The 26,008-nt window shown below is 68.3% G+C and carries 25 protein-coding genes; 9 read left to right on the top strand and 16 right to left on the bottom strand.

All coding sequences use genetic code 11. The features are described from left to right. Positions 1-16 precede the first annotated feature (16 nt). The 5 genes from xylA to BUR94_RS10745 all read right to left on the bottom strand — a co-directional run bounded on the left by xylA (position 17) and on the right by BUR94_RS10745 (position 5,974). The gene (gene xylA / locus BUR94_RS10765) at positions 17-1,321 is read right to left on the bottom strand and encodes a xylose isomerase (RefSeq protein WP_139301266.1); all 1,305 of its coding nucleotides are present in this window, start codon (positions 1,319-1,321) and stop codon (positions 17-19) included. Then, positions 1,318-2,757 (bottom strand): xylulokinase, encoded by a 1,440-nt coding sequence (gene xylB / locus BUR94_RS10760; RefSeq protein ID WP_074256235.1) that lies wholly within the window; start codon positions 2,755-2,757, stop codon positions 1,318-1,320. The genes xylA and xylB overlap by 4 nt, the downstream gene beginning before the upstream one ends. 1 nt (position 2,758) lies before the next feature. Further along, positions 2,759-3,529, bottom strand: a complete 771-nt coding sequence (locus tag BUR94_RS10755) for an ATP-binding cassette domain-containing protein (RefSeq protein WP_074256234.1) — start codon at positions 3,527-3,529, stop codon at positions 2,759-2,761. Then, the gene (locus tag BUR94_RS10750; RefSeq protein ID WP_084193000.1) at positions 3,526-4,866 is read right to left on the bottom strand and encodes a sugar ABC transporter permease; all 1,341 of its coding nucleotides are present in this window, start codon (positions 4,864-4,866) and stop codon (positions 3,526-3,528) included. The genes BUR94_RS10755 and BUR94_RS10750 overlap by 4 nt, the downstream gene beginning before the upstream one ends. Before the next feature lie 88 nt (positions 4,867-4,954). Then, positions 4,955-5,974, bottom strand: coding sequence for a substrate-binding domain-containing protein (locus BUR94_RS10745; protein ID WP_074256233.1), 1,020 nt, complete (start codon positions 5,972-5,974; stop codon positions 4,955-4,957). 239 nt (positions 5,975-6,213) lie between these two features. Here BUR94_RS10745 and BUR94_RS10740 point away from each other — a divergent pair, with 239 nt between their 5' ends. Next, positions 6,214-7,485, top strand: a complete 1,272-nt coding sequence (locus BUR94_RS10740; protein ID WP_175570459.1) for an ROK family protein — start codon at positions 6,214-6,216, stop codon at positions 7,483-7,485. A 5-nt stretch (positions 7,486-7,490) separates the two neighbouring features. Then, positions 7,491-8,993 carry a CRTAC1 family protein gene (locus BUR94_RS10735; protein WP_074257682.1) on the top strand — a complete coding sequence of 501 codons (1,503 nt, stop codon included), beginning with the start codon at positions 7,491-7,493 and terminating at the stop codon, positions 8,991-8,993. 20 nt (positions 8,994-9,013) lie between these two features. Here BUR94_RS10735 and BUR94_RS10730 read toward each other — a convergent pair whose 3' ends face one another. The 4 genes from BUR94_RS10730 to paaG are packed head-to-tail and all read right to left on the bottom strand — an operon-like array spanning position 9,014 to position 12,183. Further along, positions 9,014-9,664, bottom strand: coding sequence for a TetR/AcrR family transcriptional regulator (locus BUR94_RS10730; protein ID WP_074256232.1), 651 nt, complete (start codon positions 9,662-9,664; stop codon positions 9,014-9,016). Between the two features lie 4 nt (positions 9,665-9,668). Next, complete coding sequence (gene paaK, locus BUR94_RS10725) at positions 9,669-10,970, bottom strand: phenylacetate--CoA ligase PaaK (protein ID WP_074256231.1); 1,302 nt, start codon at positions 10,968-10,970, stop codon at positions 9,669-9,671. Then, the gene (paaI, locus tag BUR94_RS10720; RefSeq protein WP_074256230.1) at positions 10,967-11,404 is read right to left on the bottom strand and encodes a hydroxyphenylacetyl-CoA thioesterase PaaI; all 438 of its coding nucleotides are present in this window, start codon (positions 11,402-11,404) and stop codon (positions 10,967-10,969) included. The genes paaK and paaI overlap by 4 nt, the downstream gene beginning before the upstream one ends. Further along, a complete protein-coding gene (gene paaG, locus BUR94_RS10715) occupies positions 11,401-12,183 on the bottom strand; it encodes a 2-(1,2-epoxy-1,2-dihydrophenyl)acetyl-CoA isomerase PaaG (RefSeq protein WP_074256229.1) in 783 nt (260 codons plus the stop codon). The genes paaI and paaG overlap by 4 nt, the downstream gene beginning before the upstream one ends. 79 nt (positions 12,184-12,262) lie before the next feature. Here paaG and paaZ point away from each other — a divergent pair, with 79 nt between their 5' ends. Continuing rightward, a complete protein-coding gene (paaZ, locus tag BUR94_RS10710) occupies positions 12,263-14,284 on the top strand; it encodes a phenylacetic acid degradation bifunctional protein PaaZ (protein WP_074256228.1) in 2,022 nt (673 codons plus the stop codon). Positions 14,285-14,308: 24 nt separating this feature from the next. Continuing rightward, complete coding sequence (locus BUR94_RS10705; protein WP_074256227.1) at positions 14,309-15,061, top strand: PaaX family transcriptional regulator C-terminal domain-containing protein; 753 nt, start codon at positions 14,309-14,311, stop codon at positions 15,059-15,061. A gap of 21 nt (positions 15,062-15,082) precedes the next feature. Here BUR94_RS10705 and BUR94_RS10700 read toward each other — a convergent pair whose 3' ends face one another. Genes BUR94_RS10700 through BUR94_RS10680 form a run of 5 tightly spaced genes read right to left on the bottom strand, consistent with a single transcriptional unit; the run spans position 15,083 to position 20,402 of the window. Continuing rightward, entirely contained in the window at positions 15,083-15,940 is an 858-nt protein-coding gene (locus BUR94_RS10700; protein ID WP_074256226.1) for a fumarylacetoacetate hydrolase family protein, read from the bottom strand. A gap of 47 nt (positions 15,941-15,987) precedes the next feature. Further along, on the bottom strand, positions 15,988-17,442 hold the full coding sequence (locus BUR94_RS10695) for an NAD-dependent succinate-semialdehyde dehydrogenase (RefSeq protein ID WP_074256225.1): 1,455 nt from the start codon (positions 17,440-17,442) through the stop codon (positions 15,988-15,990). Between the two features lie 45 nt (positions 17,443-17,487). Further along, complete coding sequence (gene hpaD, locus BUR94_RS10690; protein WP_074256224.1) at positions 17,488-18,468, bottom strand: 3,4-dihydroxyphenylacetate 2,3-dioxygenase; 981 nt, start codon at positions 18,466-18,468, stop codon at positions 17,488-17,490. A 39-nt stretch (positions 18,469-18,507) separates the two neighbouring features. Further along, a complete protein-coding gene (gene hpaE, locus BUR94_RS10685) occupies positions 18,508-20,010 on the bottom strand; it encodes a 5-carboxymethyl-2-hydroxymuconate semialdehyde dehydrogenase (protein WP_074256223.1) in 1,503 nt (500 codons plus the stop codon). Continuing rightward, the gene (locus BUR94_RS10680; protein ID WP_074256222.1) at positions 20,007-20,402 is read right to left on the bottom strand and encodes a 5-carboxymethyl-2-hydroxymuconate Delta-isomerase; all 396 of its coding nucleotides are present in this window, start codon (positions 20,400-20,402) and stop codon (positions 20,007-20,009) included. The genes hpaE and BUR94_RS10680 overlap by 4 nt, the downstream gene beginning before the upstream one ends. 130 nt (positions 20,403-20,532) lie before the next feature. On the opposite strand from BUR94_RS10680, the gene hpaR reads away from it, so the two are divergent. From hpaR to BUR94_RS10660, 4 genes are all read left to right on the top strand, one after another. After that, the gene (gene hpaR, locus BUR94_RS10675; RefSeq protein ID WP_074256221.1) at positions 20,533-21,009 is read left to right on the top strand and encodes a homoprotocatechuate degradation operon regulator HpaR; all 477 of its coding nucleotides are present in this window, start codon (positions 20,533-20,535) and stop codon (positions 21,007-21,009) included. Between the two features lie 157 nt (positions 21,010-21,166). Beyond that, entirely contained in the window at positions 21,167-21,802 is a 636-nt protein-coding gene (locus BUR94_RS10670; RefSeq protein ID WP_074256220.1) for an ATP-dependent Clp protease proteolytic subunit, read from the top strand. Between the two features lie 134 nt (positions 21,803-21,936). Beyond that, entirely contained in the window at positions 21,937-23,202 is a 1,266-nt protein-coding gene (gene clpX, locus BUR94_RS10665; RefSeq protein ID WP_074256219.1) for an ATP-dependent Clp protease ATP-binding subunit ClpX, read from the top strand. A gap of 112 nt (positions 23,203-23,314) precedes the next feature. Next, positions 23,315-23,695: a RidA family protein gene (locus tag BUR94_RS10660; protein WP_074256218.1), complete on the top strand. Its 381-nt coding sequence runs from the start codon at positions 23,315-23,317 to the stop codon at positions 23,693-23,695. 89 nt (positions 23,696-23,784) lie between these two features. Here BUR94_RS10660 and BUR94_RS10655 read toward each other — a convergent pair whose 3' ends face one another. Together BUR94_RS10655 and hisF are read right to left on the bottom strand one after the other, a co-directional pair. Further along, the gene (locus BUR94_RS10655; RefSeq protein ID WP_074256217.1) at positions 23,785-24,090 is read right to left on the bottom strand and encodes a phosphoribosyl-ATP diphosphatase; all 306 of its coding nucleotides are present in this window, start codon (positions 24,088-24,090) and stop codon (positions 23,785-23,787) included. Continuing rightward, entirely contained in the window at positions 24,087-24,848 is a 762-nt protein-coding gene (gene hisF, locus BUR94_RS10650) for an imidazole glycerol phosphate synthase subunit HisF (RefSeq protein WP_074256216.1), read from the bottom strand. The genes BUR94_RS10655 and hisF overlap by 4 nt, the downstream gene beginning before the upstream one ends. Positions 24,849-24,906: 58 nt before the next feature. On the opposite strand from hisF, the gene BUR94_RS10645 reads away from it, so the two are divergent. Beyond that, positions 24,907-25,995, top strand: coding sequence for a THUMP domain-containing class I SAM-dependent RNA methyltransferase (locus BUR94_RS10645; RefSeq protein ID WP_074256215.1), 1,089 nt, complete (start codon positions 24,907-24,909; stop codon positions 25,993-25,995). Positions 25,996-26,008 lie beyond the last annotated feature (13 nt).

Raw genomic sequence — 26,008 nt, 5'->3', positions numbered from 1 at the left:
GCTGCGCGGGGCGCTGTCAGGCCACGAAGCGGCTGACGAGGTTTTCGAGCTTTTCCTGCTTGCCGGAGCGGGGCTCGGGGTTGATGCCGTCGCGGGCGACGCGCTCTGCAATGGTGGCGAGGTCGGAGGTGAGCATCGCCGTGTTGGCCGGGTCGTTCCAGCCGGCATAGCGCGCTTCGAGGGCGGCCTGGAGCGAGCCTTCCTCGATCATCGCGTGGGCCTTCTTCAGGCCGAGCGCGCAGATGTCCATGCCGCCGACATGGGCGGCCACCAGGTCTTCGGGGTCGAGCGACTGGCGGCGCAGCTTGGCGTCGAAGTTGGTGCCGCCGGTGGTGAAGCCGCCCGCCTTGAGGATCTCGTAATAGGCCAGCGTGGTCTCGCGGAGCGAGACGGGGAACTGGTCGGTATCCCAGCCGGACTGGTAGTCGTTGCGGTTCATGTCGATGGAGCCGAGGATGCCGAGCGAGGCGGCCAGGGCCAGCTCGTGCTCGAAGCTGTGGCCGGCGAGGATGGCGTGGCCCTGCTCGATGTTGACCTTCACCTCGCCCTCGAGCCCGAAGTCCTTGAGGAAGCCGTAGACGGTGGCGACGTCAAAATCGTACTGGTGCTTGGTCGGTTCCTGCGGCTTGGGCTCGATCAGGATGGCGCCCTTGAAGCCGATCTTGCGGGCGTAGTCCACCACCATGGTCAGCATCCGCCCGGCCTGCTCGCGCTCGCGCTTGAGGTCGGTGTTCAGGAGCGTCTCGTAGCCCTCGCGGCCGCCCCAGAGCACGTAGTTCTCGCCGCCGAGTTTGGCCGTAGCGTCGATGCAGGTTTTCAGCGTGGCGGCGGAGAAGGCAAACACATCCGGATCGGGGTTGGTAGCCGCGCCCGACATGAAGCGGCGGTGCGAGAAGAGGTTGGCGGTGCCCCAGAGCAGCCTTGTCCTGGCGCTCTCCATCTTGGTGCCGATGTAGTCGACCATCTCTTCGAGGTTGGCCGTGTTCTCGGCAAAGCTCGCGCCCTCGGGGCGGATGTCGACATCGTGGAAGCAGAAGTAGGGCTGGCCGAGGATGGCGAAGAGCTCGAAGGCCGCGTCTGCCTTGGCCTTGGCCTTGTCCATCTCGGAGCCGAACCAGGGGCGGTCGAAGGTGCGGCCGCCGAAGGGGTCGCCGCCCTCCCAGGCGAAGCTGTGCCACCAGGCGACGGCGAAGCGCAGGTGCTCTTCCAGCGTCTTGTCGCCCAGCATCGCGGTGGGATCGTAATGGCGGAAGGCGAGCGGGTTGAGGCTTTCGTGGCCTTCGTATTGGACGGCTTCGATACCGGCGAAGTAGGACATCAGGAGAGGCCTTTCAGAGCTTTGTAGGTGGCTTGGTAGCGGGCGTGGGCCTGCGCGAAGGCATCTTGCAGCGCGGGCTCGGGCTCGATCACGCGGGCGATCTCGGGGCGTCTGGCGGCTTCGGGCCCGGCGCCGGTGGCGGCCATGAGGGCGAGGCGGGCGGCGCCGTAGGCCCCGCCGAAGTCGCCTGCCACCGGGATCTCGACGGGCAGGCCGAGCGAGGTGGCGATGGCCGAGAGCCAGTAGTCGGAGCGGGAGCCGCCGCCGACGGCGAGGAGGCTTTCGTACTGCGTGCCGGTGGCGGCCAGGGCCTCGTGGCAGTCGCGCAGGGCGTGGGTGACCCCTTCGAGCACGGCGCGGGTGCCGGCATCCAGATCGGTCACATGTTCGATGCCGGTGAGCGAGCCGCGGATGGCTGCGTCATTGTGCGGGGTTCGTTCGCCGCCGAGGTAGGGCAGGAACAGCGCGCGGCCGGGCGCCTGGAGCGGGCCGAGCTCGGAGGTGAGCTGGGCCGCCGGGCTGCCGGTGAGGCGGGCGTACCATTCGAGCGCGTCGGTGGCGGCGAGGATCACGCCCATCTGGTGCCAGATGCCGGGCAGCGCGTGGCAGAAGGTATGCACCGAGGTTTCGGGCGCGGGGGCGTAGCTTTCGGTCGCGGCCAGCAGCACGCCGGAGGTGCCGAGGCTCACGAAGGCCTGCCCCTTGCCGACCACGCCGACGCCCACGGCGGAGCAGGCGTTGTCGCCGCCGCCGCCGGCGACGACCACGCCGGCGCGCATGCCCCACCGCGAGGCCAGTTCGGGCCGCAGCGTGCCGGAGACGGCGGAGCCCTCCACCAGCGAGGGCATTTGCGCGCGGGTCAGGCCGGAGGCGGCGAGCAGTGCGTCAGACCAGTCGCGAGCGCCGGTGTCGAGCCAGGAGGTGCCGGAGGCGTCGGACATCTCCGACACCGCCTCGCCGGTCAGCCAGTAGCGCAGGTAATCCTTGGGCAAAAAGACCCTCGCGATGCGCTCCCGCAGGGCGGGCTCGTGGGCGGCCATCCAGTGGATCTTCGGCGCGGTGAAGCCCGGAAAGACGATGTTGCCGGAAATTGCGCGGAAGGCCGTGTCGGCATCGAGCGCGGCGGCCTCGGCGGCCGAGCGCGTGTCGTTCCACAGGATCGCGGGGCGCAGCACCTCGTCGGAGGCATCCACGCAGACGGCGCCGTGCATCTGGCCGGAGAGACCGATGCCCTGCACCGTAGCGAGGTTGTGCGACTTGGCCAGCGTATCCAGCGCCTTCTCGGTGGCCGAGAGCCAGTCGGCGGGCGACTGCTCGGACCAGCCGGGATGCGGGCGCTGGACAGTGAGCTTGGCATGGGCCTCCCCCACGACCTTCTGGGCGTCGTCGATGAGCACGGCCTTGAGGCCGGAGGTGCCGAGATCGAGGCCTAGAAACATGTCAGGCCGGCTCCGCGCTGCGCTCGTGCAGGGGGTTCTTGCCGAGGATGATCATCGACAGGATGTCGTCTTCGGTCACGTCCTCGACGCGCTCTGTGCCGACGACCTTGCCGTTCTTCATGACCGAAACCCGGTCGCAGAGATCCATCATCTCGCGGGTGTCATGGCTGATGAGGAAGATGCCGAGGCCCTGTTTCTTCAGCTCCTGGATCAGGTCTGCGACCATCTGGGTCTCGTGCACGCCGAGGGCTGCGGTGGGCTCGTCCATGATCAGGATGCGGGCCTTGAAGTAGACCGCGCGGGCAATGGCGACCGACTGGCGCTGGCCGCCGGAGAGCGCCGAGACCGGCTCCTTGTGCTTTTTGAAGTTGGGGTTCAGCCGCGCCATGATCTTGCGGGTCTCGGCCTCCTGCTTGGCGTCATCGACGAAGCCGAGCGGGGTTGTCAGTTCGCGGCCGAGAAAGAGGTTGGCGGCGGCGTCGAGATTGTCGGCCAAGGCGAGGGTCTGGTAGATCGTCTCGATGTTGTAGCGCCGGGCGTCGCGCGGGCTTTCGATGGTGGCCTTCTCGCCATTGATGCGGATCTCGCCCGAGTCCATCTGGTAGGCGCCCGAGAGGATCTTGATGAGGGTCGACTTGCCGGCGCCGTTGTGGCCAAGCAGGCCCACGACCTCGCCTGGATAGAGATCTATGCTCACGTGATCCACGGCATGGATGCCGCCGAAGGAGATGCAGATGTCCTTCATCTCCACGAGGGGTGTCTGATCGGTCATTTGGTTTTCCCCCGGTAGAGGATGTCGAGAAAGACGGCGAGGACGAGCACCGAGCCGACGACGACCTGCTGGATCGCGGCGTCGAAGCCGATGAGTACCATGCCGGTTTGCAGCGATTGCATGACCAACGCGCCGAGGATGGCGCCGTAGATGGTGCCCACGCCGCCTGCGAGCGAGGTGCCGCCGATCACCGCCGAGGCGATGACGTAGAGCTCGTCGAGCGTGCCGAGCGAGTTGGTGGCGGAGTTCAGGCGGGCCGAGGCCACCACGGCGGAGAGGCCGGCGAGGCCGCCCATGATGCCGAAGATCTTGACCGTCATCATGCGGGAGTTGATGCCCGCAAGCTCGGCCGCCTCGGGGTTGCCGCCGATGGCGTAGACGTAACGGCCGAAGCGGGTCATCGTCATCAGGATGGTCATGCCGATGGCGACGCCGACCAGGATCAGCACGGGGATGGCGAAGCCGTGGCTGATGAACAGGCCGCCCTCGGGCAGGGTGATGCCCTCGGCCTCGGCGTAGCGGTTCACGATGCCGCGCGGCCAGGGGTAGGCATTGACCAGCAGCACCGCGCCGATGACCAAGCCGCAGCCGAGCGCGCCCAGGAACCACTCGGCCCAGACCGGGCGGAGCGGGGAGTGGAACTTGCGGCGCTGGCGGCGGCCCCAGAGGATGAGGCCGACGATGGCGGCACAGGCGAGGGCGCCGACGATCCAGCTGCCGGTGGCGCCGATTGCGCCGTAGGGCCCGCCGCCGAGCAGGGCGAAGGTGCTGTCGACCGGCGAGATCGTCTCGCCGCGGGCCACTAGGAAGGCCGCGCCACGCCAGACGAGGAGGCCGCCGAGGGTGACGATGAAGGCCGGGATCTTGCCGTAGGCGATGAGAAAGCCGTGGAAGCAGCCGATCAGCGCGCCGAGCGCGATGCCGCAGGCGGCGGCGAGCACCCAGATCAGCGGGTGGCCGAGGCCGAGCCAGCTGGCGAAGACATCGACCTGCAGCACGCCCATGGTGATGGCGCAGAACCCGAGGATAGAGCCCACGGAGAGGTCGATGTTTCGGGTGATGATGACCAGCACCATGCCGCAGGCCATGATCCCGATCGAAGAGGTCTGGACCGAGAGGTTCCAGAGGTTGCGGGGGGTGAGGAAGGCGCCGAAGCCGTTGACCAGCGCCCCGTAGAGGTGGAAGCCGACCCAGATCAGGGCGAGCGCCCCCACCATGCCCAGCAGGCGGGTATCAAGCTCTGTCGCGTCGAGAAAGCCGCGAATGCCGGTGCTGGTGTGGTGCGGCTGGTTGGCCGGATCGTTCTCGGCCGAAATGTCGGTTGTCTGGCTGCTCATGCCTTCCTCCCCAAAAAGGCTTGCCCGTCGAGGGGCGGGGTGCCCCGGCGCCGCGAGGGGTGCCGGGGCGGTTGGTGTGGTATCGGGCTCAGCAGCCGTTCACGCCGTCCATCGCGCCTTCGCAGGCCTGCTCCTTGGAGATGTGGCCGGCGTCGATGGCGTCACCGATGTTGTCCTTGGTGATCGGGGTGGGGGAGAGGAAGATGGCGTTCATCTCCACGCCCTTCTCGCCGCCCGACCACTTCTCGGAGCCTTCGATGGCGTCCATCGCGGTGCCGCTGGCCAGGGCCACGGCGATCTCGCCGGCAGCCTTGCCGAGCTGGCGGCTGTCTTTCCAGACCGAGACGGTCTGGGTGCCGCGGGCCACGCGGTTGATGGCGGCGAGGTCGCCGTCCTGACCGCCGACGGGGATGCCGTCGAGGCCCTGTGCCGCAAGCGCCGCGATCACGCCGCCGGCCATGCCGTCATTCTCGGCCAGCACGGCGTCGATCTCGTTGCCGGTGGAGGTGAGGCACTGCTCCATGTTCTTCTGGGCGTTGTCGGGCTTCCAGCCGTCGGTGAAGGTTTCACAGGCGATGGTGAGCTTGCCGGCTTCCACGTCGTCGCCGATCACCTCCATCATGCCTTCAAGCAGGAAGAGCGCGTTGGGGTCGCCCTTGTCGCCCTTGATGATGGCGATGTTGCCCTCGGGCTGGGCGGCGGTCACCTGCTCGGCGATGATGCGGCCCACGCCCTTGTTGTCGAAGGTGATGTAGAAGGTGCGGTCGTCCTCGATCAGGCGGTCGTAGCCGACCACCGGGATCCCCTCGGCGGCGGCGGCGTCGATCGCCGGGCCGATGGCGTCCTTGTCCATCGCGAGGATGATGAGCGCGTCGGCGCCCTGGCTGATGAGCGCCTCGACATCGGTCAGCTGCTTGGCGGCAGAGGCCTGGGCGTCGGCGGAGATGTAGGTGGCGCCAGCGGCTTCGAGGGCGGCCTTGATGGCGGCCTCGTCGGTCTTCCAGCGCTCTTCCTGGAAGTTCGACCAGGAGACGCCCACGGTCTGGGCGAAAGCGGGTGCGGCAATGGCCGCCGATGCCATGGCGGCGGCGAGAAGGGTCTTCTTCATGATGTCCTCCCAAGGGTTCCGCCCGACCGGCCCGCTGGGCGCGGCAAGGCACCCGACTCTTTGACGGCCGGGCAAATCGAGACTGGCTCGCTTTCATTTGGTTGTCAAAATAAATATTCGGCTAGCTTCGGTGGTTCACACGCTAACCATCGAAAACCCGATTAATTCCTTGCGCCCAAGCGGCCTGATGTGTCTACATCGGCAGCAGCGGATGGATATTAACTTGAAAAGCTGAAGCAATGCAGCTCGATCTGACACAGCGGGAGTCCGGCGACACGGCGCTGTCGGCAGGCTGCGGGCCGATCCGGCGCGGCAACGGGACCGAGGCGAGCGGGCCGTTGCGCCGGCTGGCCTACGAGCGGATTCGCAGTGCCGGGCAGATCGCCAGGGTCGACCTTGCGCGCGAGCTCGACGTGAGCCCGGCCACGGTCACGGCGGTGGTGGCCGAGCTGCTCGGAACCGCGCTGGTGGAAGAGGTCGAGGGCCCGGCCCGACCCGGCGCGCGCGGACGCCCGCCGGTGGCGCTCCGGGTGCGCGGCGAGGCCGGCTACGTGATCGGGATGAAGCTCGCGGAGTTCAAGCACACCGCCGTGCTCACCGACATGGCGGGCAACACGCTGGCTTCGGGCACGCTGGCGCGCCCCTCGCAGGCGCGCTCGTTGAAGGGCGTATTGGAGGAGGCCGCGACCCTTGCAGGCGACGTGATCACCCGGGCCGGCGTGCGCAAGGCCGACGTGATCGCGCTGGGCGCGGGCCTGCCGGGGCTGATCGACCACCCCGAGGGCCTGGTGCTGTGGTCGTCGGTGCTGGAGGGCGAAGGCGTGCCGCTCGCCAGCCGGCTCTCGGACGCGCTGGGCATTCCGACATGGATCGACAATGACACCAACCTGCTGACCCTGGCCGAGCTGTGGTTCGGCCGCGGCCGGAGCGCGCGCGACTTTGCCGTGGTCTCCATCGAGCAGGGCGTCGGCATGGGGCTGGTGCTGGGGCAGGGGCTCTATCGCGGTGCACATTCGCTGGCCCTGGAGCTGGGCCATACCAAGGTGCAGCTCGACGGGGCGCTCTGCCGCTGCGGCCAGCGCGGCTGCCTCGAGGCCTATACCTCCGACTACGCGCTGGTCCGCGAGGCCCATACCGCGCTGGAACTCGACAGCCGATTGCAGCTTTCGCCCCAGATGGTGCTGGAAAGCCTGCACGACCGGGCCAAGGCGGGCAACGAGGCGGCGCGCAGCATCTTTCGCCGGGCCGGGCGCTACATGGCGGCCGGGCTTGCCAATGTGATCAACCTCTTCGACCCCTCGCTGATCATCCTTTCGGGAGAGCGGATGCAGTATCAGTACCTCTATGCCGAAGAGGTGATGCGCGAGATGGAAGAGCTGATCGTGGGCCGGGGGCGCAAGGCCCCCGAGGTGGCCGTGAACGCCTGGGGCGATCTGGTCTGGGCGCGGGGCGCGGCGGCGCTGGCGCTGGAAGTGGCCGCCGACAAACTCGCGGGGCGGGGCGCATCTTGAAAGCCCTGAGCGGTGCGGTCGCGGTGGCCCTGGTGGCCGGACCGGCGCTGGCGGAACCGCGCTTCGAGCCGGTCGCGCTTCCGGTCGAGCACATCTACACCGGCGGCTGGGAGCACTTCGTGGGCGGCGGCGTGGCGGTGTTCGACTGCTCGGGCGACGGGCTGCCCGAGATTGTTGCCGCAGGCGGTGCGTCGCCCGCGGTGCTGCTGCGCAATGGCGGCGGCATGCGGTTCACGGTGGGCGGCTTTCCGGAGATCGCCGAGGTCAGCGGGGTCTGGCCCATCGACATCGACAGCGACGGGGTGACCGACCTCGTGCTGGGGCGGGTCGGCCCCAACATCCTGCTGCGCGGCACCGGCGATTGCGGCTTCGAAAAGGCCGATTGGGGCTTTGACGGCGGCGACCGCTGGAGCCCCGCGTTTTCGGCCACCTGGGAGGCGGGGCAGAGCTGGCCCACCCTGGCCTTCGGCAACTACGTCGACCGCGACAACCCCGATGGTCCCTTCGAGGCCTGTGACGTGAACCACCTCCATCGCCCCAATGGCGAGGGCTATGGCCCTGTCACGGTGCTCGAGCCCGGCTTCTGCGCGCTGTCGATCCTGTTCTCGGACTGGGCAAGGCGCGGCCAGCAGGATCTGCGGGTGTCCAATGACCGGCACTACTACGTGTCGGGCGGGACCGAGCAGATGTGGCGGCTCGACAAGGAGCCGCGCCTGCTGGGCGAGGCGGAGGGCTTCGAGCCGGTGTCGATCTGGGGCATGGGGATTGCCAGCCGCGACCTCACCGGCGACGGCCGGCCCGAGGTGATGCTCACCTCGATGGGCGACCAGGTGCTGATGGAGTGGAACGGCGAGGGCTACGTGCGCGCGCCCTGGGAGCGCGGCGCCACGGCGACGCGGCCCCATACGCGCGAGGACGGGCGGCCGAGCACCGGCTGGCACGCCGAGTTCGGCGATGTCGACAACGACGGGCGGGCCGACCTGTTCATCGCCAAGGGCAATGTCGACCAGATGCCCGGCATGGCGATGGACGACCCGAACAACCTGCTGATGCAGGGGGCCGACGGGGTGTTCCGCGAGGCGGCGGCCGAGGCCGGCGTGGCCTCGGGCGCGCGCTCGCGCGGCGCCGCGCTGGCCAATCTCGACGGCGACGGGCGGCTCGATCTGGTGGTTGTCAACCGGCGCGATCCGATGGAGGTCTATCGCAACGTGACCGAGGGCACCGGCAACTGGCTTGCCGTGTCGCCCCGGCAGGAAGGCGCCAACCGCGATGCGGTGGGGGCCTGGGTCGAGGTGCGGGCGCAGGGTCGGACCGAGGCGCAGGAGCGCACCATCGGCGGCGGCCATGGCGGCGCGCAGCTCATGCCGCTGCACTTCGGGCTGGGCGCCGCGCAGGCGCCGGAAGCGCGGGTGATCTGGCCGGACGGGACCGTCGGCCCCTGGGTTGCGATCGAGGCGGGGCGGTCCTACAGCGTCGTCTACCCCGGCGACCGGTGGCGCGCCGACTGACTCCTGCCCCTCTTCTTGGCTCAAATACCTCGGGGGGTGTGGGGGGCTGGCCCCCCACGGGCTGCGGGTGCGGGTGGCACGCCCTTCAACCCGTCGAGCGCCAGCGCGGCCACGAGGCCGGCATAGTCGTCGCGCGCCTCGGGCGTGGCATGGGGTTGCCACATGTGGAACCAGTTGAGCATTCCGAAGACCGACATGGTGACGTCGCGCAGTCGCGCCCCGGAGGCCGCAAGCTCGGGAGGCGCGAGGGCGGCAAGGGCGGCGGAGAGGCGGCGCACCATGTCGCGCTGGTAGTCCTTCAGCACCGCCTGGCTCGGCTCGGGCAGGGTGGCCAGGGCGTTCATCTGGAGCTGGTGCTTGTGGTCGGCGCCCTCGTAGTCACGCAGGATCACCCGCAGCATGGCGATGAGCCGGGGCCGGGCCTCGGCCTCTTCGGCCTCCACCGCGCGGATCCGGTCGCGCAGGCGCTTGAGGTGCACATCGAGGATATCGAAGAGCAGCGCCTCCTTGCTGTCGTAATAGTGGTAGATCAGCGCCTTGGAGACGCCACAGGCGCGGGCGACCTGTGCCATCGAGGCACGGTCGTAGCCACCCTCGGCAAAGACGCGGGCCGCGGTGAGCAGGATGTGCTCCCGCTTTTCCTCGTGGTCGGCAGCGATGGGGCGGGCCATGCGCTCAGCCTTTCGGGCGGTTGTCGACGACGCGCTGGGCCTTGCCCTGCGAGCGGGCGACGCCCTCGGGATCGTGAACCACGATACGGGCGGTGATTCCGACGACCGACTTGATGTGGTGGGCGAACTCCTTCGCGGAGGCCTCTGAGGAGCTCGCCTCGCCCAAGTGCTCGCAATGGACCGTCAGCGCATCCATCCTGCCCTCGCGGGTGAGTTCGATCTGGAAATGCGGGGCGAGGCCGCGGCATTTGAGGAGCTGCTCCTCGATCTGGGTCGGAAAGACATTTACCCCGCGCAGGATGATCATGTCGTCGCTGCGGCCTGTCACCTTTTCCATCCGCCGCATGGAGCGGGCGGTGCCCGGCAGAAGGCGGGTGAGGTCGCGGGTGCGGTAGCGGATGATCGGCATGCCCTCCTTGGTCAGCGTGGTGAAGACCAGTTCACCCAGCTCGCCTTCGGCGACGGGCGCGCCTGTCTCGGGGTCGATGATCTCGGGGTAGAAGTGGTCTTCCCAGATATGCAGCCCGTCCTTGGATTCGACACACTCGTTCGCCACGCCGGGGCCGATGACCTCGGAGAGGCCATAGATATCAACGGCGTGCATGTTGAACGCCTGTTCAATTTCCGCCCGCATCGCGTTGGTCCAGGGTTCCGCCCCGAAGATGCCGACCTTGAGCGGGCTTTGCGCGGGGTCGAGCCCGGCGGCGCGATAGGCGTCGAGGATCGACAGCATGTAGGAGGGGGTGACCATGATGACGGAGGGTTTGAAATCTTCGATCAGGGTCACCTGGCGCTCGGTCATGCCGCCGGAGACGGGGACCACGGTGCAGCCCAGCTTTTCGGCGCCGTAGTGGGCTCCGAGCCCGCCGGTGAAGAGGCCGTAGCCGTAGGCGACGTGGATGATGTCACCAGCCTTGCCGCCGGAAGCGCGGATCGAGCGGGCGACCACGGTGGCCCAGGTCTCGATATCGCGGGCGGTGTAGCCCACGACGGTTGGCTTGCCGGTGGTGCCGGAGGAGGCGTGGAGGCGCAGGATGCGCTCGCGCGGCACGGCGAAGAGGCCGAAGGGGTAGTTGTCTCGCAGATCGGACTTGGCGGTGAGGGGGAATTTCGCGAGGTCGGTCAGGGACGTGAGGTCGTCGGGGTGGACGCCTGCCGCGTCGAACCTGGCGCGGTAGAAGGGCACGTTGGCGTAGGCGTGGTTCAGCGACCACTTGAGGCGCTCCAGTTGCAGCGCCCCGATCTCGTCGCGGGAGGCGGTTTCGATGGGGTCGAGCGTATCGCGGGGGGGCGTGAGGTCGATCATGGCGCTGCGCTTTCGTCGAAGAGGGTGCCGGGGATGGCGCGGGAGAGGCCGCGGAACCGGGCGATCACGCGCCCCTCCGCGCCGGTGACGCTCACATCCGTCAGGCCGGTGCGGCCTTGCAGGCTGGTTTCCACGGCCCTTGCCGTGAGTGTTTCGCCAAGGCGGCCGGGGGCGAGGTAGGTGATCTGGTTCTGCTGGGCCACGGTGGACTGGTTGCGGCTGTTGCAGGCAAAGGCGAAGGCAGAGTCGGCCAGGGCAAAGATCACGCCGCCGTGGCAGATGCCGTGGCCGTTGCAGTGGTGCGGCTCGATCTTGAGGGTGAGCGTGGCGGCACCTTCCGTTACCTCGCCCAGCTCCATGCCGAGCCATTTGGAGGCGGCATCCTGCGCCCACATCACGGCGGCAGACTGCGCCGCCCGCTCCTGCGGCGTCATGGCTTGGCTCCGAAGACGGGAGCGCGCTTGGCGAGAAAGGCGGCGACGCCCTCGGCATAGTCGGGGTGCGCGCCGCAGAGCTTCTGGGTGGCCGCTTCGAGGTCGAGCTGTTCGTCCATCGTGTTGCCGGGCGCGGCGTGGAGGGCGGCCTTGATCTGGCCGAGGCCGTGGGTCGGGCCCTTGGCGAGCCTGTCGGCGAGGGCGCGGGCCTCGGGCATGAGCTGGTCGTCGGGCAGGGCCTTCCAGATCAGGCCCCAGTCGGCAGCGGTTTCGGCGGGCAGGGGCTCGGCGGTGAGCGCAAGAGCCTTGGCGCGGGCCATGCCGACGAGGTGGGGGAGGGACCATGTGCCGCCCGCGTCGGGCACAAGGCCGATCTTGCCGAAACTCTGGATGAACCTGGCCGATTGCGCGGCCAGTACGATGTCGCAGGCGAGCGCCACGTTGGCGCCGGCGCCTGCGGCCACGCCGTTGACGGCGCAGATCACCGGGCAGGGCAGGGCGCGGATCTGGCGGATCAGCGGGTTGTAGAACCTGGTGAGGGTCTGGGAGAGGTCTGGCGTGCCTTTCATCCTGGCCGGGTCACGGTCGCCGAGGTCTTGCCCGGCGCAGAAGCCGCGCCCGGCGCCGGTGAGAAGGATCGCGCGGGCCTGGGCCGCGCCGTCCAGCGCCGCGCGCAGGGCAAGATGCATGTCCTCGTTGAAACTGTTGAGTTTTTCCGGCCGGTGGAGGGTGATTTCAACCCAGTCGCCGTGCCGCGCCACCTGTATGGTATCGCTCATGTCGCCGTCCTCCCTGCGGAATCGTTTGCATAAACCGTCCGGTTGGTCAATTAATTCTCGCAACAGGGAGGAGAGCGCGATGATCGAGGTTGGCAGCTACGTGGGTGGCGTGTGGATGGCCCCGGGCGAGGGCGCGCGGGACATCCACGATGCGGTGACGGGCGAGCGGATTGCCCGGGCGGGCAATGGCGCGCTCGATGCGGGCGCGCTGCTGGAGCATGGGCGCAGGGTCGGCGGCCCGGTGCTGCGGGCGATGGGGTTCAAGGCGCGGGCGAAGATGCTGAAGGCGCTGGCGCTGCATTTGAGCGGCCAGAAGGAAGCGCTCTACGAGCTGAGCTACACCACCGGCGGCACGGCCGTTGATCACATGATCGACGTGGACGGCGGCATCGGCACGCTCTTTGTTTTCGCCTCGAAGGGGGTAAAGGAGCTGCCCGAGGAGGGGCCGCTGCTGGACGGCGAGGTGGAGTTCTTCGGCAAGGCGGGCAGCTTTGGCGGGCGGCACATCTGCGTGCCGCTCCAAGGGGTTGCGGTGCATGTCAACGCCTTCAACTTCCCGGTCTGGGGGATGCTGGAGAAGCTCGCGCCCTGCCTGCTGGCGGGTGTGCCTGCGGTGGTCAAGCCCGCGACGGCGACCGCTCATGTGACCGAGGCCTGCGTGCGGATGATGCTGGAGGCCGGTGTGCTGCCCGAGGGTGCCTTGCAGCTGGTAACGGGGGGCCTTGGCGATACGCTCGACCGGCTCGGGCCGCAGGACGTGGTGACCTTTACCGGCTCGGCGGAGACGGCGCTGAAGTTGCGCGGCACGCCGGCGCTGCTGCGCAACTCGGTGCGGTTCACGGCGGAGCAGGATTCGCTCAATGCCTCGATCCTCGGGCCGGATGCGGGGCCGGACAGCCCGGAGTTCGACCTTTTCGTGAAGGAAGTGCACCGGGAGATGACCGCGAAGGCGGGGCAGAAGTGCACCGCGATCCGGCGGATCCTCGTGCCCGAGGCGCGAGTCGATGCGGTGATCGAGGCGATCTCGGCGCGGCTGGCGAAGACGGTGGTGGGCGATCCGCGCGAAGAGGGCGTGCGGATGGGCGCGCTGGTGAGTGCGGGGCAGGCGGAGGATGTGCTGGAGAAGGCCCGCGTGATCGGCTCCGAGGCGGAGCTGGTCTACGGCGGGATGGAAGGGTTCTCGCCGGTGGGCGACCGGGCCGTGCCGGGGGCTTTCGTGGCGCCGCACCTGTTTCGGGCCGATCCGGATGCCGCCCGGCGCGTGCATGACACCGAGGCCTTTGGGCCGGTCAGCACGGTGATGGGCTACCGCGACATCGCCCACGCCTGCGAGATCGCGGCGCGGGGCGAGGGATCGCTGGTGGCGAGCGTGATCACTCATGATCCGGCGGTGGCGCAGGAGGCGGTGATGGGCCTCGCGGCCTGGCACGGGCGGGTCTACCTCAACGACCGGATGTCGATGAAGGAGAGCACCGGCCATGGCGCGCCTATGCCGCAGATGGTGCATGGCGGACCGGGCCGCGCGGGTGGTGGCGAGGAGCTGGGCGGGATCCGTGCGGTGAAGCACTACATGCAGCGGACTGCGGTGCAGGGCTCGCCCGAGATGCTGCGGGCGGTGAGCGGGGTGCAGGTGAAGGGCGCGCCGGAGGTGGCGAGCGAGGGCCATCCGTTCCGCCGGAAGTTCGGCGAGCTGGAGGTGGGCCAGGTTCTGCAGACGGAGGCCCGCGAGATCACGCTGGAAGATATCGAACATTTCGCCGAGTTCACCGGCGATACCTTCTATGCCCATATGGATGAGGCGGCGGCGGCGCGAAACCCGTTCTTTCCGGGCCGCGTGGCCCATGGATACCTGCTGCTCAGCTTTGCGGCAGGCCTTTTCGTGGACCCGGAGGAAGGGCCGGTGCTGGCCAACACCGGGCTGGAGAAGCTTGCCTTTTTGCAACCTGTGGTGCCGGGCGACAGCATCAGCGTGAGGCTGACGGTCGCCCGCAAGAAGCGGCGCACGGCGGAGCATGGAGAGGTGCGCTGGGCGGTGGAAATCCTGCGGCAGGACGGCGAGGTGGTGGCCGAATACGAGCTGCTGACCATGGTGGCGGGCTAGGCGGCGCGGCGCTATGCTCCGGCCATGAGCGCCACCGCCGAAGCCCCTGACCTGACGCCCGAATTCCATGCCGCCGCCGCGCCGCTTCGGCCCGGTGACCACCGGGTGTGGTCGCTCATCGTGACGGTTTTCGGAGACCTGGCTCGCGCCGAGGGGGCACAGATCGACGGGGCGGCGCTGGGACGGATCATGGAGGCGGTGGGCGTGAGGCCCGAGGCCATGCGCGTGGCGCTGCACCGGCTGCGCAAGGAGGGCTGGATCGAGAGCCGGAAGGCCGGGCGCGGGGCGGTGCATGCCCTCACCGCCGAAGGGCGGGCGCAGTCCGAGGCGGCGGCGCCAAGGATCTACGCGGCACGCCCCGAGGTGCCGGAGCGGTGGTTCCTGGCGGTGGGCGAGGGCGCGGTGGAGGCCGGGGCGGGAGAGGTTCAGCTGGCCGGCAACGTGGTGCTCAGCGCCGTGCCTGCCGCCGGTCTGGCCGCCGGAGAGGTGGCCGAGGTGCCGGGGTGGGTGAAGGCAACGCTTTGTTCCGGGGCACTTTTTGACGAGGCGGCGGCGCTCGAGCGGGCGCTGGGCGCGGTGAAGCCGCCCAAGCGGCTCGCGCCGCTCGAGGTGGCCGCGCTGCGGGCGCTGGTGGTGCATTCGTGGCGCCGGGTGGCGCTGCGGACGCCGGCGGTGCCGGCGCGGTTCATGCCCGAGGGCTGGGCGGGGGAGCGGTGCCGGGCGCTGGTGGTGGCGCTGCTGACAGCGCTTCCAAGGCCGGAGGTCGGACAGATCTAGAGGTGGCGGGTTTCACCCAGCCTACGCATCCTGCACCCTGTTGCGCAGGGTTCCGAGGCCGGGGGAGGTGACTTCGACCACGTCGCCGGGCTCCAGGAACCGGGGCGGATCGAAGCGGGCGCCGGCGCCGGTGGGGGTGCCGGATACGATGATATCGCCCGGCACCAGCGTGGTGAAGGTGCTGATGTAGGCGATCTGGAAGGCGACCGGAAAGATCATTCGCGCGGTGTTGTCCTGCTGGCGCAGCTCGCCGTTCACGCGGGTTTCGATATCGGCATCGGTAATCTGCGCGGGGTCGGTGAAGGGGACGAGCCAGGGACCCATGGCGCCGCTGTCATCCCAGTTCTTGCCCTGTGTGACGTTGAACTTGGCGTGGCGGACCCAGTCGCGCAGGGTGCCCTCGTTGCAGAGCGTCAGGGCGGCGATGTGGTCGAGCGCCTGCGCCTCGGGGATCCGACGGCCGCCCTTGCCGATGACCACGGCGATCTCTCCCTCGTAGTCGAGCTGCGGGGTTTCGGGCGGGCGGACAAGGGGCTGCTCGTGGCCGGTGAAGCTGCGCGGAATACGGATAAAGAGCGAGGGGTTCGGCGGGGCTTCCTTGCCATCCTTGTACTCGGCGTTGCGGTCGGGAAAGTTGACCCCGACGCAGATGATCTTTTCGGGCGAAGGAATTGGAATCTGGTAGGAAAACTCACCCGGCCCGTGGGTAACGGGGCCGGCCTGTGCGGCCATCTTCTCCAGTGCACCCGCCTCGATCACCTCGCGGAGCGTGGGGTAGCCGACGTGGTGCGGCGAGAGGGCGGAGAAGCCCTCATCGGTGATCACGCCCCAGAGGGTGTCTCCGGTGGCGTGGCAGGTGACGGTGGCGAGGCGGGTCATGCGGGCTCCAGTGCTGGAGGGTGCGCCGAGCGGGCGCACCCGGCGGGTCAGACGTTCATGCAGAGGTACTTCAGCTCCATGAACTCCTCCATGCCGTGCGACGAGCCCTCGCGGCCGAGGCCGGAGTGCTTGACCCCGCCGAAGGGGGCGACGGCGGTGGAGATCAGGCCGGTGTTGATGCCGACCATGCCGTAGTCCAGCGCCTCCGACACCCGCCAGACGCGGGAGAGGTCGCGGGCGTAGAAGTAGGAGGCCAGGCCGAACTCGGTGGCATTGGCGGCGTCCACGGCCTCCTCTTCGGTCTCGAACCGGAAGAGCGGGGCGACGGGGCCGAAGGTTTCTTCGGTCGCGACCTTCATCGAGGTATCGACGCCGGTGAGCACGGTGGGCTGCCAGAAGGTGCCGCCCTTCTCGTGGGCCTCGCCGCCGAGGATGACCTTGGCACCCTTCGACTTGGCGTCTTCCACGTGTTCGCGGACCTTCTCCAGCCCTGCCTCGTCGATCAGCGGGCCGAAGTTGATGCCCTCGTCGAAGCCGTCGCCGGTTTTCATGCTGCCGACCTTTGCTGCCAGCTTTTCGGCGAATTCGTTATAGACACCGGATTGCACGTAGATCCGGTTGGCGCAGACGCAGGTCTGGCCGTTGTTGCGGAACTTGGCGATCACCGCGCCGTCCACGGCGGCATCCACATCGGCGTCGTCGAAGACGAGAAAGGGGGCGTTGCCGCCCAGTTCCAGCCCCAGTTTCTTGATCGTGGGCGCGCATTGCTCGTAGAGCTTGGCGCCGACCTCGGTGGAGCCGGTGAAGGTGAGCGCCCGGACGGTGGGCGAGGCGGTCATGGCGCCGCCGATGGCGGAGGCCGAGCCGGTCAGGATGGAGAAGAGCTCCAGCGGCAGGCCCGCGCGCTCGGCCAGCACGCCCAGCGCGATGGCGGAGAACGGCGTTTGCGAGGCGGGCTTGAGCACCATGGCGCAGCCTGCGCCCAGGGCAGGGCCGGCCTTGCGGGTGATCATCGCGTTGGGAAAGTTCCACGGCGTGATCGCCGCCACCACGCCCACCGGCTGCTTGAGCACGACGATGCGCTTGTCGGGCTGGTGGCCGGGGATCACCTCGCCGTTGGTGCGGCGGCATTCCTCTGCGAACCACTTGATGAAGCTGGCACCATAGGCGACCTCGCCCTTGGCCTCGGCAAGCGGTTTGCCCTGCTCGGCGGTCATCATGGCGCCGAGATCGTCCTGCGCCGCCATCATCAGGTCATGCCACTTCATCAGCACGTTCGCGCGATCTTCGGCGGTGCGGGCGGCCCAGGGCTTCTGGGCGATGCGGGCGGCCTCGATGGCCTCGTCGGTCTCCCTGGCGCCGAGCTTGGGCACGCGGCCGATCACCTCGCCGGTGGAGGGGTTGGTGACCTCGATGGCGTTCTCGCCGGCGGGCACCCATTTGCCGGCGACGAGACAGGCCTCCTTGAGCAGTTCGGGGTCGTTCAGCTTGGGCATGGGCATCGTCGGTCCTCCGTGTTGTCCGTCGGGGCGGACTGTAGCGCCATGTTACGGCGCGACAATGGGCTGGGCCGCGAGCGAGGCCGGAACCGGCTCCGTGCCCTCGAAGAGCGAGCCCTCCTCGAACCAGCTTTTTGGAGCGGGGGCGCCCCAGAGGGTCTGGCGCTGCGGGTCCTTGAGATCCCACCTGATCGGCTCGAGGTCGGGGTCGACCGTCTGGTAATCGGAGCAGTAGATCTCGATCCGGTGGCCGTCGGGGTCGCGGATGTAGAGGAAGAAGGCGTTTGAGATGCCGTGGCGGCCCGGCCCGCGCTCGATGTTGCCGACCCAGCCGGTGGTGGCCATGAGGTCGAGCAGGTCGATGATGTTGAGCGGCGTGGGCACCCAAAAGGCGGTGTGATGCAGGCGCGGGCCGGTGCCGTTGGTGAAGGCCATGTCGTGCACGCCGCCCTTGCGGTGCATCCAGGCGGCCCAGAGGCGGCCGGTTTCTTCATCCTCGGTGTATTCGGTCACCCGGAAGCCGAGCTCGGTGTAGAAGGCCACCGAGGCGTCGACGTCGGGGCTGAAGCAGTTGAAGTGGTCGATCCGCAGCGGCTTGACGCCGTGATAGAGCTTGTACTGCTGGTGGATCGGAGGGAGCCGGTCCATCCGGGCGTAGAACTCCAGCGGGATGCCGTGGGGGTCGCGGGTGCGGAAGCTGCGGGACTGGTAGGGGCGCTCGACCCATTCGGTGGCGTGGCCCCTGGTGCGGAAGAAATGCTCGGCCTTCTCCAGGTGGTCCTCGTCGAAGAGCTTGAAGGAGAGGTCGCGGGCGCGGGGCTCGTCGCCCTTGCGCAGCACGATGCAATGGTGGCCGCGTTCTTCCATCGCCCGCAGGTATATGGTTTCGCTGTCTTCATCGGTGACCTGGAGGCCGAGCGTGTCGACGTAGAAGGCGCGGGACCTGGCGAGGTCGGTGACGACCAGCTCGACATGGCTGAGCCGGATGATGTTGAACGCGGGGTTCAGGTTCGGCTTGGGGATGGGCATTGCGGGTCTCCTCCCAGAGGGTGCGTTTCCGGGGTGTCTTCAGGCGCCGAGGCGCGGGATCTTGTGGCTGCCGGTGGCGAAGCCGATGTGCTTGGTTTCCATGTAGAACTCGAACGACCAGTCGCCGCCGTCGCGGCCGATGCCGCTTGCCTTCACCCCGCCGAAGGGGGTGGGCAGGTGGCGCACGTTCTCGGAGTTCACCCAGATCATGCCGGCCTCCAGCCCGTCGGTGACGCGCAGGGCGCGAGTGATGTCCCGGGTCCAGACATAGGCGGTGAGGCCGTAGGGGATATCGTTCGCGATCTGAAGGGCTTGCGCCTCATCCTTGAAGCGTATTGAGGTAAGGACGGGGCCGAAGATCTCTTCCTGCGCGATGGCCATGTCATTGCGCGCGCCGGTGAAGAGCGTGGGCGTGACGTAATGGCCCGGCCCCTCGGGCGCGGTGCCGCCGGCAGCGATGATGGCGCCTTCGGCCTTGGCCTTGGCGAAGTAGCTCGTCACCTTGGCGCGGTGGGTGGCGTGGATCAGCGGGCCGACCTCGGTGTGCGGGTCGAGCGGGTTGCCGACGCGGATGTTGGCCACGCGCGCGGCGAGCTCGGCCTCGAACCTGTCGGCGATGCTCTCCTGCACCAGCAGGCGCGACGAGGAGGTGCAGCGCTCGCCGTTGAGCGAGTAGATCATGAAGATGGCGGCATCGAGCGCACGCGGCAGGTCGGCATCGTCGAAGACGACCACGGGGTTCTTGCCGCCGAGCTCGAAATGGACGCGCTTGAGGGTCGGCGCGCCCTGGGCCTGGATCATGCTGCCCGTCTTGCTCTCGCCCACGAAGGCGATGGCCTTGATGGCAGGGTGTTCGGTGAGCGCCTTGCCGGCCTCCTCGCCGAAGCCGTTGACCATGTTCCAGACGCCGGGAGGCAGCCCGGCCTCCTCGGCGATTTCCATGAGAAGTCGGGCGGTTACGGGCGAAAATTCAGCCGGTTTGTGAACCACGGTGCAGCCTGCGGCGAGGGCCGGCGCGATCTTCCAGGTGGAGAGCATGAAGGGCGTGTTCCACGGGGTGATCACGCCGACGGGGCCGATGGGCACGCGGGTGGTGACGTTCATCAGCGTCGGGCTGGGCAGGTGCCGGCCGTCGCGGGCGGCGGGGGCCCGGTCGGCGAAGAAGCGGAAGTTCTCGGCACCGCGCAGGGCCGCCTTGGCCATGAATCGGATCGGCTGGCCGGTGTCCCAGGCCTCGCAGAGGGCGATCTTTTCGGCGTTGGCCTCGATGGCATCGGCCACGGCGTGAAGGATCTTCTTGCGGGCTGTGCCCGACATGTCGCGCCACTCGGGGAAGGCGGCCCTGGCGGCCTGGGCGGCGGCGTCGATGTCCGAGGCGGTGCCGCGGGCAACCTCGCAGATCACGCTGTCATCGACCGGGGAATGGTTGGCGAAGGTCGCGCCGGTCACGTCCTTTCCGGCGATGCGATGGGCGATGCCGGTCTCGCGGAGGGCTGCGAGGTGGGGGGCGAGCTTTGCGGTGTTGCTGGCGAGGTCGGTCATTTGGCCTCCTTGGCGGCGAGATGGTCGCGCAGGGTGTTGAGCTTGGGGGAAAGGGCCGGGTCGATATCGCGCATCTCGAGCGAAAGCATGATCGGCCGGGCGGCGATCACCGGCGCCAGAAACGTTCGGGCGGCCTCGAAGACATGGGCGGTGGCGGCTTCCTTGGCGTCCTGCGGGCGGCCGCCGCGCAGTCGGATCGAGATATCGACGAAGAGGTTGGCCGGGTCGCCGTCGGCGATGCTGTAGTGATCGCAGCGCGCGGCGCGGACACGGATGCCGGCGAGCGGGAAGATGCCGGTTTCGAGCCCGGCGCGGCGCAGCGCTTCGCAGAGCCCGCCAATATCGGCGTGGGCCTCGAGGTTGGCCGAGTATTCGACGCGGATATGGGGCAATCTGTCCTCCCGGATGTTTTTAACTCGTTAAATAATTTTGGCGCGAACGTCAAGTTTCACTGAAGCGTGGCGCGACGCCTTGCGCCGAAGTGCGCTTGCCGCTCCGTCAAGCATAAGTCATACATGAAACATGTCGGATCATGCCCCGAAACCTGCCGAGCTGAGCCGGAACGGCGGTGCCGCGCTGCGCCATACCTCCCGGTCCCTGCCGATTGCGCTGCTGCGGGCCCGCGAAGCGGTGATGGCCCCGGTGCGGGGCATGCTGTCGTCGACGGGAGTGACGGAGCAGCAGTGGCGGGTGCTGCGGGTGCTCGACGAGAATCGCACCATGGAGCCCAAGGCGCTGGCCCAACAGGCCTGCCTGCTCCTGCCGAGCCTGACCCGGATCATGCAATCGCTGGAGGAGCGCGGGTACATCACCCGCGAAAAAGACCCCAACGACGGCCGCAAGCTGCGGCTGGCGATCACCGAGGAGGGCCGGGCGCTGATTGCCCGCCACGTGGGCGAGAGCAACCGGATCTTCAACGAGCTGGAAACCGCCTTCGGGCGAGAGCGCGTGGATGCGCTCCTCGATCTGCTGAACGAGCTGGCCGAGCACAAGGACTGAACGGTTTCGGCCCCGCGCCACGCGCCTTCAACCAATTGTTCACCCTTATCGGGTCTTTGGGCGGGGTGCCCTTGCAGCCCCCCCATGCCAGCACTAAGACAAGGGGAAGCAAACCACGCCTCCGCCTTCGGGGGCCCAAGATGCCGAGGCCCGAGTTATGAGCGATCCTGTCGAAACCTACATGAACCTCGTTCCCATGGTGGTCGAACAGACCAGCCGCGGCGAGCGCGCCTATGACATCTTCTCGCGCCTGCTGAAGGAGCGGATCGTCTTCGTGAACGGCCCGGTGCATGACGGGATGAGCCAGCTCGTGGTGGCCCAGCTGCTGCACCTCGAGGCGGAGAACCCGAAGAAAGAGATCAGCATGTACATCAACAGCCCCGGCGGCGTGGTGACCAGCGGCCTCTCGATCTATGACACGATGCAGTACATCCGGCCCAAGGTGAGCACGCTGGTCGTTGGTCAGGCGGCCTCGATGGGCTCGCTGCTGCTGACCGCCGGCGCCGAGGGGATGCGGTTTTCGCTGCCCAACAGCCGGATCATGGTGCACCAGCCCTCGGGCGGCTACCAGGGCCAGGCGACCGACATCATGATCCACGCGCAGGAAACCCAGAAGCTGAAAGACCGGCTTAACCACATCTATGTTAAGCACACCGGGCAGACCCTGAAGAAGGTCGAGGCCGCGCTGGAGCGCGACAACTTCATGAGCCCCGAGGAAGCCAAGGATTGGGGCCTCATCGACGAGATCGTGGAGAACCGTGACAAGGGCGGCGACGAAAGCGGCAGCAAGTAGGTCGCGGCAACAGGTGCGCCGTTCACTTTAATTTGGCGTTGTGTCCCGTAGGGTGCTGCCCTAGGATTCTCCAAATCCGGGGCGCAGACAGGGCAGAACGCAAGAAACGGGCAGAGCAGCCCGAGGGGTTATGAATGGCGACGAATTCAGGTGGTGACAGCAAGAACACGCTCTACTGCTCTTTCTGCGGAAAGAGCCAGCACGAGGTGCGCAAGCTGATTGCAGGGCCGACGGTGTTCATCTGCGATGAATGCGTCGAACTCTGCATGGACATCATCCGCGAGGAGACCAAGAGTTCCGGCCTGAAATCCGCAGACGGGGTGCCGACCCCGAAGGAGATCTGCGAGGTTCTCGACGATTACGTGATCGGCCAGATGCATGCCAAGCGTGTGCTCTCGGTGGCGGTGCACAACCACTACAAGCGGCTCAACCACGCCAGCAAGTCGGGCGATATCGAGCTGGCGAAATCGAACATCCTGCTGATCGGCCCGACCGGCTGCGGCAAGACGCTGCTGGCGCAGACGCTGGCGCGCATCCTCGACGTGCCCTTCACGATGGCCGATGCCACCACGCTGACCGAGGCCGGTTACGTGGGCGAGGACGTGGAGAACATCATCCTGAAGCTGCTTCAGGCCTCCGAGTACAACGTGGAGCGGGCGCAGCGCGGCATCGTCTACATCGACGAGGTCGACAAGATCACCCGCAAGTCCGACAACCCCTCGATCACCCGCGACGTGAGCGGCGAGGGCGTGCAGCAGGCGCTTCTGAAGATCATGGAGGGCACCGTGGCCTCGGTGCCGCCGCAGGGCGGGCGCAAGCATCCGCAGCAGGAGTTTCTGCAGGTCGACACCACGAACATCCTGTTCATCTGCGGTGGGGCCTTCGCCGGGCTCGACAAGATCATCTCGGCCCGCGGCAAGGGCTCGGCCATCGGCTTCGGCGCCGACGTGAAGGATGCCGAGAGCCGCGGCGTGGGCGAGATCTTTACCGAGCTGGAGCCGGAGGACCTGCTGAAGTTCGGCCTAATCCCCGAGTTCGTCGGCCGCCTGCCGGTGCTGGCCACGCTCCAGGACCTCGACGAGGACGCGCTTGTGACGATCCTCACCGAGCCGAAGAACGCGCTGGTCAAGCAGTACCAGCGGCTGTTCGAGCTTGAGAACACCGACCTGACCTTTACCGACGACGCGCTGCGCGCCATCGCCAAGCGGGCGATCGAGCGCAAGACCGGCGCACGCGGGCTGCGCTCGATCATGGAAGACATCCTGCTTGACACGATGTTCGACCTGCCGGGCATGACCGAGGTGGATGAGGTTGTGGTGAACGAGGAGGCGGTGACCTCCGACGCGCAGCCGCTGTTCATCTACTCCGAGGAGACCAAGGCGGAGAACGCCTCGGCGTAACCTTATCCCGGTTTGACCTGGTGGGTTTGACCCACCCCACAGGGCCTCGCGGCAGCGGGGCCTTTTCTTGATGGGTACGCAATGCGGGCGCACCCCACGGATGGAGAGAGAGATGAAACGGACCTTGATCAGCTCGGGCGGGCCCTACGAGGAGAAGATCGGCTACAGCCGCGCGGTGGTCTGCGACGGCTGGGTTTTCGTGTCGGGCAGCACCGGGGCCGACCCCGACAGCGGCGCGATGCCCGAGGGCGTGGTGGAGCAGTGCCGCAACACGCTGGAAACCATCCGCCGTGCGCTGGAGAAGGCCGGCGCGAGCCTCGATGACGTGGTCCGGGTGAACTACGTGCTGCCGGTGGCGGAGGATTTCGAGCCCTGCTGGCCGGTGCTGGCAGAGGCCTTTGCGAGGGCGCGGCCGGCGGCGATGATGATCCAGGCGGGGCTCATCAGCCCGGCGATGAAGATCGAGATCGAGGTGACGGCGCGGCTGCCCTGAGCGGCGCACGGCCTGATCGGCGATCGGGCGGGGGGCCAGCCCCCCGCACCCCCCGAGGTATTTGCGCCAAGAAGATGGGCAGGTCGGGTTCAGCGGGACGCTTTTTCGGCGAGGCCGGATTGCTGGCTGCGCGATGCCAGCTCGGCCTCGATGTCGGCCAGAGTCACGTCGCGGGCGGCGCACATCACGAGCAGGTGGTAGAGCGCGTCGGCGGCCTCGGCGGTGAGCCTGGCGCGGTCGCCCTTGACCGCTTCGATGATGGCTTCCACCGCTTCTTCGCCGAACTTTTCGGCGCATTTCTCCGGCCCCTTGGCGAGCAGCCTGGCGGTCCAGCTCGTGTCGGGGTCGGCGCTCTTGCGGCTTTGAATCGTGGCGGCGAGGGCGGAAAGGCTCATGTCATCCTCACGGGAATGCCGGCGGCGGCCATGTGGGCCTTGGCCTCGCCGATGGTGTGGGTGCCGAAGTGGAAGATCGAAGCGGCGAGCACGGCGGAGGCATGGCCTTGCGTAACGCCCTCGACGAGGTGGTCGAGTGTGCCGACGCCGCCCGAGGCGATCACCGGCACCGGCACGGCATCGGCGATGGCACGGGTGAGGGGGAGGTTGAAGCCCGCCTTGGTGCCGTCGCGGTCCATGGAGGTGAGGAGGATCTCGCCTGCCCCCTTCTCGGCGATCATGACGGCGAATTCCACCGCGTCGATCCCCGTGGGGCGGCGGCCGCCATGGGTGAAGATCTCCCAGCGCCCGGGCTCGACGGTCTTGGCGTCGATGGCGCAGACGATGCATTGCGAGCCGAAGCGCAGGGCGGCCTCGGTGATGACGTCGGGGTCGGCCACGGCGGCGGAGTTGAAGCTCACCTTGTCGGCGCCCGAGAGCAGCAGCTTGCGCACGTCCTCGTGGCTGCGCACGCCGCCGCCGATGGTCAGTGGCATGAAGCACTGCTCGGCGGTGCGGGTCGCCAGGTCGTACATCGTGCCGCGATTCTCGTGGGTGGCGTGGATGTCGAGGAAACAGAGCTCGTCGGCGCCGGCGGCATCGTAGGCGCGGGCGGATTCCACGGGGTCGCCGGCATCCACGAGGTCGACGAAGTTGACGCCCTTGACCACGCGGCCATCGGCGACGTCGAGACAGGGGATGATGCGGGTCTTCAGCATGGGGCTGCGATAGCCGGTTTTGCTGGCGGAGGGAAGCGGTGCGGGCTAGGGCAGGGGCATGGAAAAGCTGGAGATCTTCCTGGTGGTGGCGCCGGGGCTGGAGGAGGTGGCGGCGCTGGAGGCGCGGGAGCAGGGCTTTGCCAGGGCGCGGGTGGTGCCCGGAGGGGTGGTGTGCCGGGGCGCATGGCCCGAAGTGTGGCGGGCGAACCTGGTTCTGCGCATCCCGGGCCGCGTGCTGGTGCGGCTGGCGACGTTCCGGGCGATGAGCTTTCGGGCGCTCGAGGCGGGGCTGGACGCGGTGGACTGGCCTGCGGTTCTGGCGCCGGGCCAGCCGGTGCGGGCGGAGGCGGCGACGAAGCATTCGAAGCTCTATCACGCGGGCGCGGTGAAGGGACGGCTGGAGCAGGCGGTTCAGCGGGCCGGCGCGGTGGTGGACCCCGACGGGCTGCGGGTGCTGGTGCGGATCGAGGACAACGCCTGCGTGGTGAGCGTGGACAGCTCGGGCGAGGCATTGCACCGCCGGGGGTTCAAGGAGGCGGTGAACGCCGCGCCGATGCGGGAGACCATGGCGGCGGGGTTCCTGCGGGCAGCGGGCTACGCGGGCCGGGAGGCGGTGCTGGACCCGATGTGCGGCTCCGGCACCTTTTGCATCGAGGCGGCGGAGATCGCCGCGGGGCTGGCGCCGGGGCGCGGACGCGCCTTTGCCTTCGAGGGGTTCGGCAGCTTCGACGGGGCAGCCTTTGCGCAGATGAAAGACCGGGCGCCGGTGGCGCGGGGTGAGGGGCCGGTGATAGGCTCGGACCGGGATGCCGGGGCGGTGCGGATGAGCCGGGAGAACGCGGAGCGGGCCGGGGTGGACTGCCGGTTCGAGGAGGTCGCGTTGGGCGCGTTGGAGCGGCCGGACTGTGCGCCGGGGCTGGTGATCTGCAATCCGCCCTACGGCAGCCGGATCGGCAACAAGGGGCCCTTGTTCGGGCTCTACGGCAGCTTCGGGAAGGTGATGAAGGAGCGCTTTGGCGGCTGGCGGGTGGCGATGGTCACCAGCGAGGAGAAACTGGCGCGCGCCACGGGCCTGCCCTGGCAGCCGCCGGGCCCGCATGTGGCCCACGGCGGGCTCAAGGTACGGCTCTGGATGGCGCAGTTGTGATGCGGCTTTCATG

Origin of the sequence: Vannielia litorea, assembly GCF_900142295.1 — a bacterium.
GTDB classification, from domain to species: Bacteria; Pseudomonadota; Alphaproteobacteria; order Rhodobacterales; family Rhodobacteraceae; genus Vannielia; species Vannielia litorea.
The sequence above is the reverse complement of the archived record's forward strand: the minus strand, read 5'-3'. Positions and strand labels throughout refer to the sequence as shown.

What these genes read in the sequence shown, in the direction of transcription:
- xylB (WP_074256235.1), bottom strand. Translation starts at nt 2,757, where the DNA reads ATGTTTCTAGGCCTCGATCTCGGCACCTCCGGCCTCAAGGCCGTGCTC.
- BUR94_RS10755 (WP_074256234.1), bottom strand. Translation starts at nt 3,529, where the DNA reads ATGACCGATCAGACACCCCTCGTGGAGATGAAGGACATCTGCATCTCC.
- BUR94_RS10750 (WP_084193000.1), bottom strand. Translation starts at nt 4,866, where the DNA reads ATGAGCAGCCAGACAACCGACATTTCGGCCGAGAACGATCCGGCCAAC.
- BUR94_RS10745 (WP_074256233.1), bottom strand. Translation starts at nt 5,974, where the DNA reads ATGAAGAAGACCCTTCTCGCCGCCGCCATGGCATCGGCGGCCATTGCC.
- BUR94_RS10740 (WP_175570459.1), top strand. Translation starts at nt 6,214, where the DNA reads ATGCAGCTCGATCTGACACAGCGGGAGTCCGGCGACACGGCGCTGTCG.
- BUR94_RS10730 (WP_074256232.1), bottom strand. Translation starts at nt 9,664, where the DNA reads ATGGCCCGCCCCATCGCTGCCGACCACGAGGAAAAGCGGGAGCACATC.
- paaK (WP_074256231.1), bottom strand. Translation starts at nt 10,970, where the DNA reads ATGATCGACCTCACGCCCCCCCGCGATACGCTCGACCCCATCGAAACC.
- paaI (WP_074256230.1), bottom strand. Translation starts at nt 11,404, where the DNA reads ATGACGCCGCAGGAGCGGGCGGCGCAGTCTGCCGCCGTGATGTGGGCG.
- paaG (WP_074256229.1), bottom strand. Translation starts at nt 12,183, where the DNA reads ATGAGCGATACCATACAGGTGGCGCGGCACGGCGACTGGGTTGAAATC.
- paaZ (WP_074256228.1), top strand. Translation starts at nt 12,263, where the DNA reads ATGATCGAGGTTGGCAGCTACGTGGGTGGCGTGTGGATGGCCCCGGGC.
- BUR94_RS10705 (WP_074256227.1), top strand. Translation starts at nt 14,309, where the DNA reads ATGAGCGCCACCGCCGAAGCCCCTGACCTGACGCCCGAATTCCATGCC.
- BUR94_RS10700 (WP_074256226.1), bottom strand. Translation starts at nt 15,940, where the DNA reads ATGACCCGCCTCGCCACCGTCACCTGCCACGCCACCGGAGACACCCTC.
- BUR94_RS10695 (WP_074256225.1), bottom strand. Translation starts at nt 17,442, where the DNA reads ATGCCCATGCCCAAGCTGAACGACCCCGAACTGCTCAAGGAGGCCTGT.
- hpaD (WP_074256224.1), bottom strand. Translation starts at nt 18,468, where the DNA reads ATGCCCATCCCCAAGCCGAACCTGAACCCCGCGTTCAACATCATCCGG.
- hpaE (WP_074256223.1), bottom strand. Translation starts at nt 20,010, where the DNA reads ATGACCGACCTCGCCAGCAACACCGCAAAGCTCGCCCCCCACCTCGCA.
- hpaR (WP_074256221.1), top strand. Translation starts at nt 20,533, where the DNA reads ATGTCGGATCATGCCCCGAAACCTGCCGAGCTGAGCCGGAACGGCGGT.
- BUR94_RS10670 (WP_074256220.1), top strand. Translation starts at nt 21,167, where the DNA reads ATGAGCGATCCTGTCGAAACCTACATGAACCTCGTTCCCATGGTGGTC.
- clpX (WP_074256219.1), top strand. Translation starts at nt 21,937, where the DNA reads ATGGCGACGAATTCAGGTGGTGACAGCAAGAACACGCTCTACTGCTCT.
- BUR94_RS10660 (WP_074256218.1), top strand. Translation starts at nt 23,315, where the DNA reads ATGAAACGGACCTTGATCAGCTCGGGCGGGCCCTACGAGGAGAAGATC.
- BUR94_RS10655 (WP_074256217.1), bottom strand. Translation starts at nt 24,090, where the DNA reads ATGAGCCTTTCCGCCCTCGCCGCCACGATTCAAAGCCGCAAGAGCGCC.
- hisF (WP_074256216.1), bottom strand. Translation starts at nt 24,848, where the DNA reads ATGCTGAAGACCCGCATCATCCCCTGTCTCGACGTCGCCGATGGCCGC.
- BUR94_RS10645 (WP_074256215.1), top strand. Translation starts at nt 24,907, where the DNA reads ATGGAAAAGCTGGAGATCTTCCTGGTGGTGGCGCCGGGGCTGGAGGAG.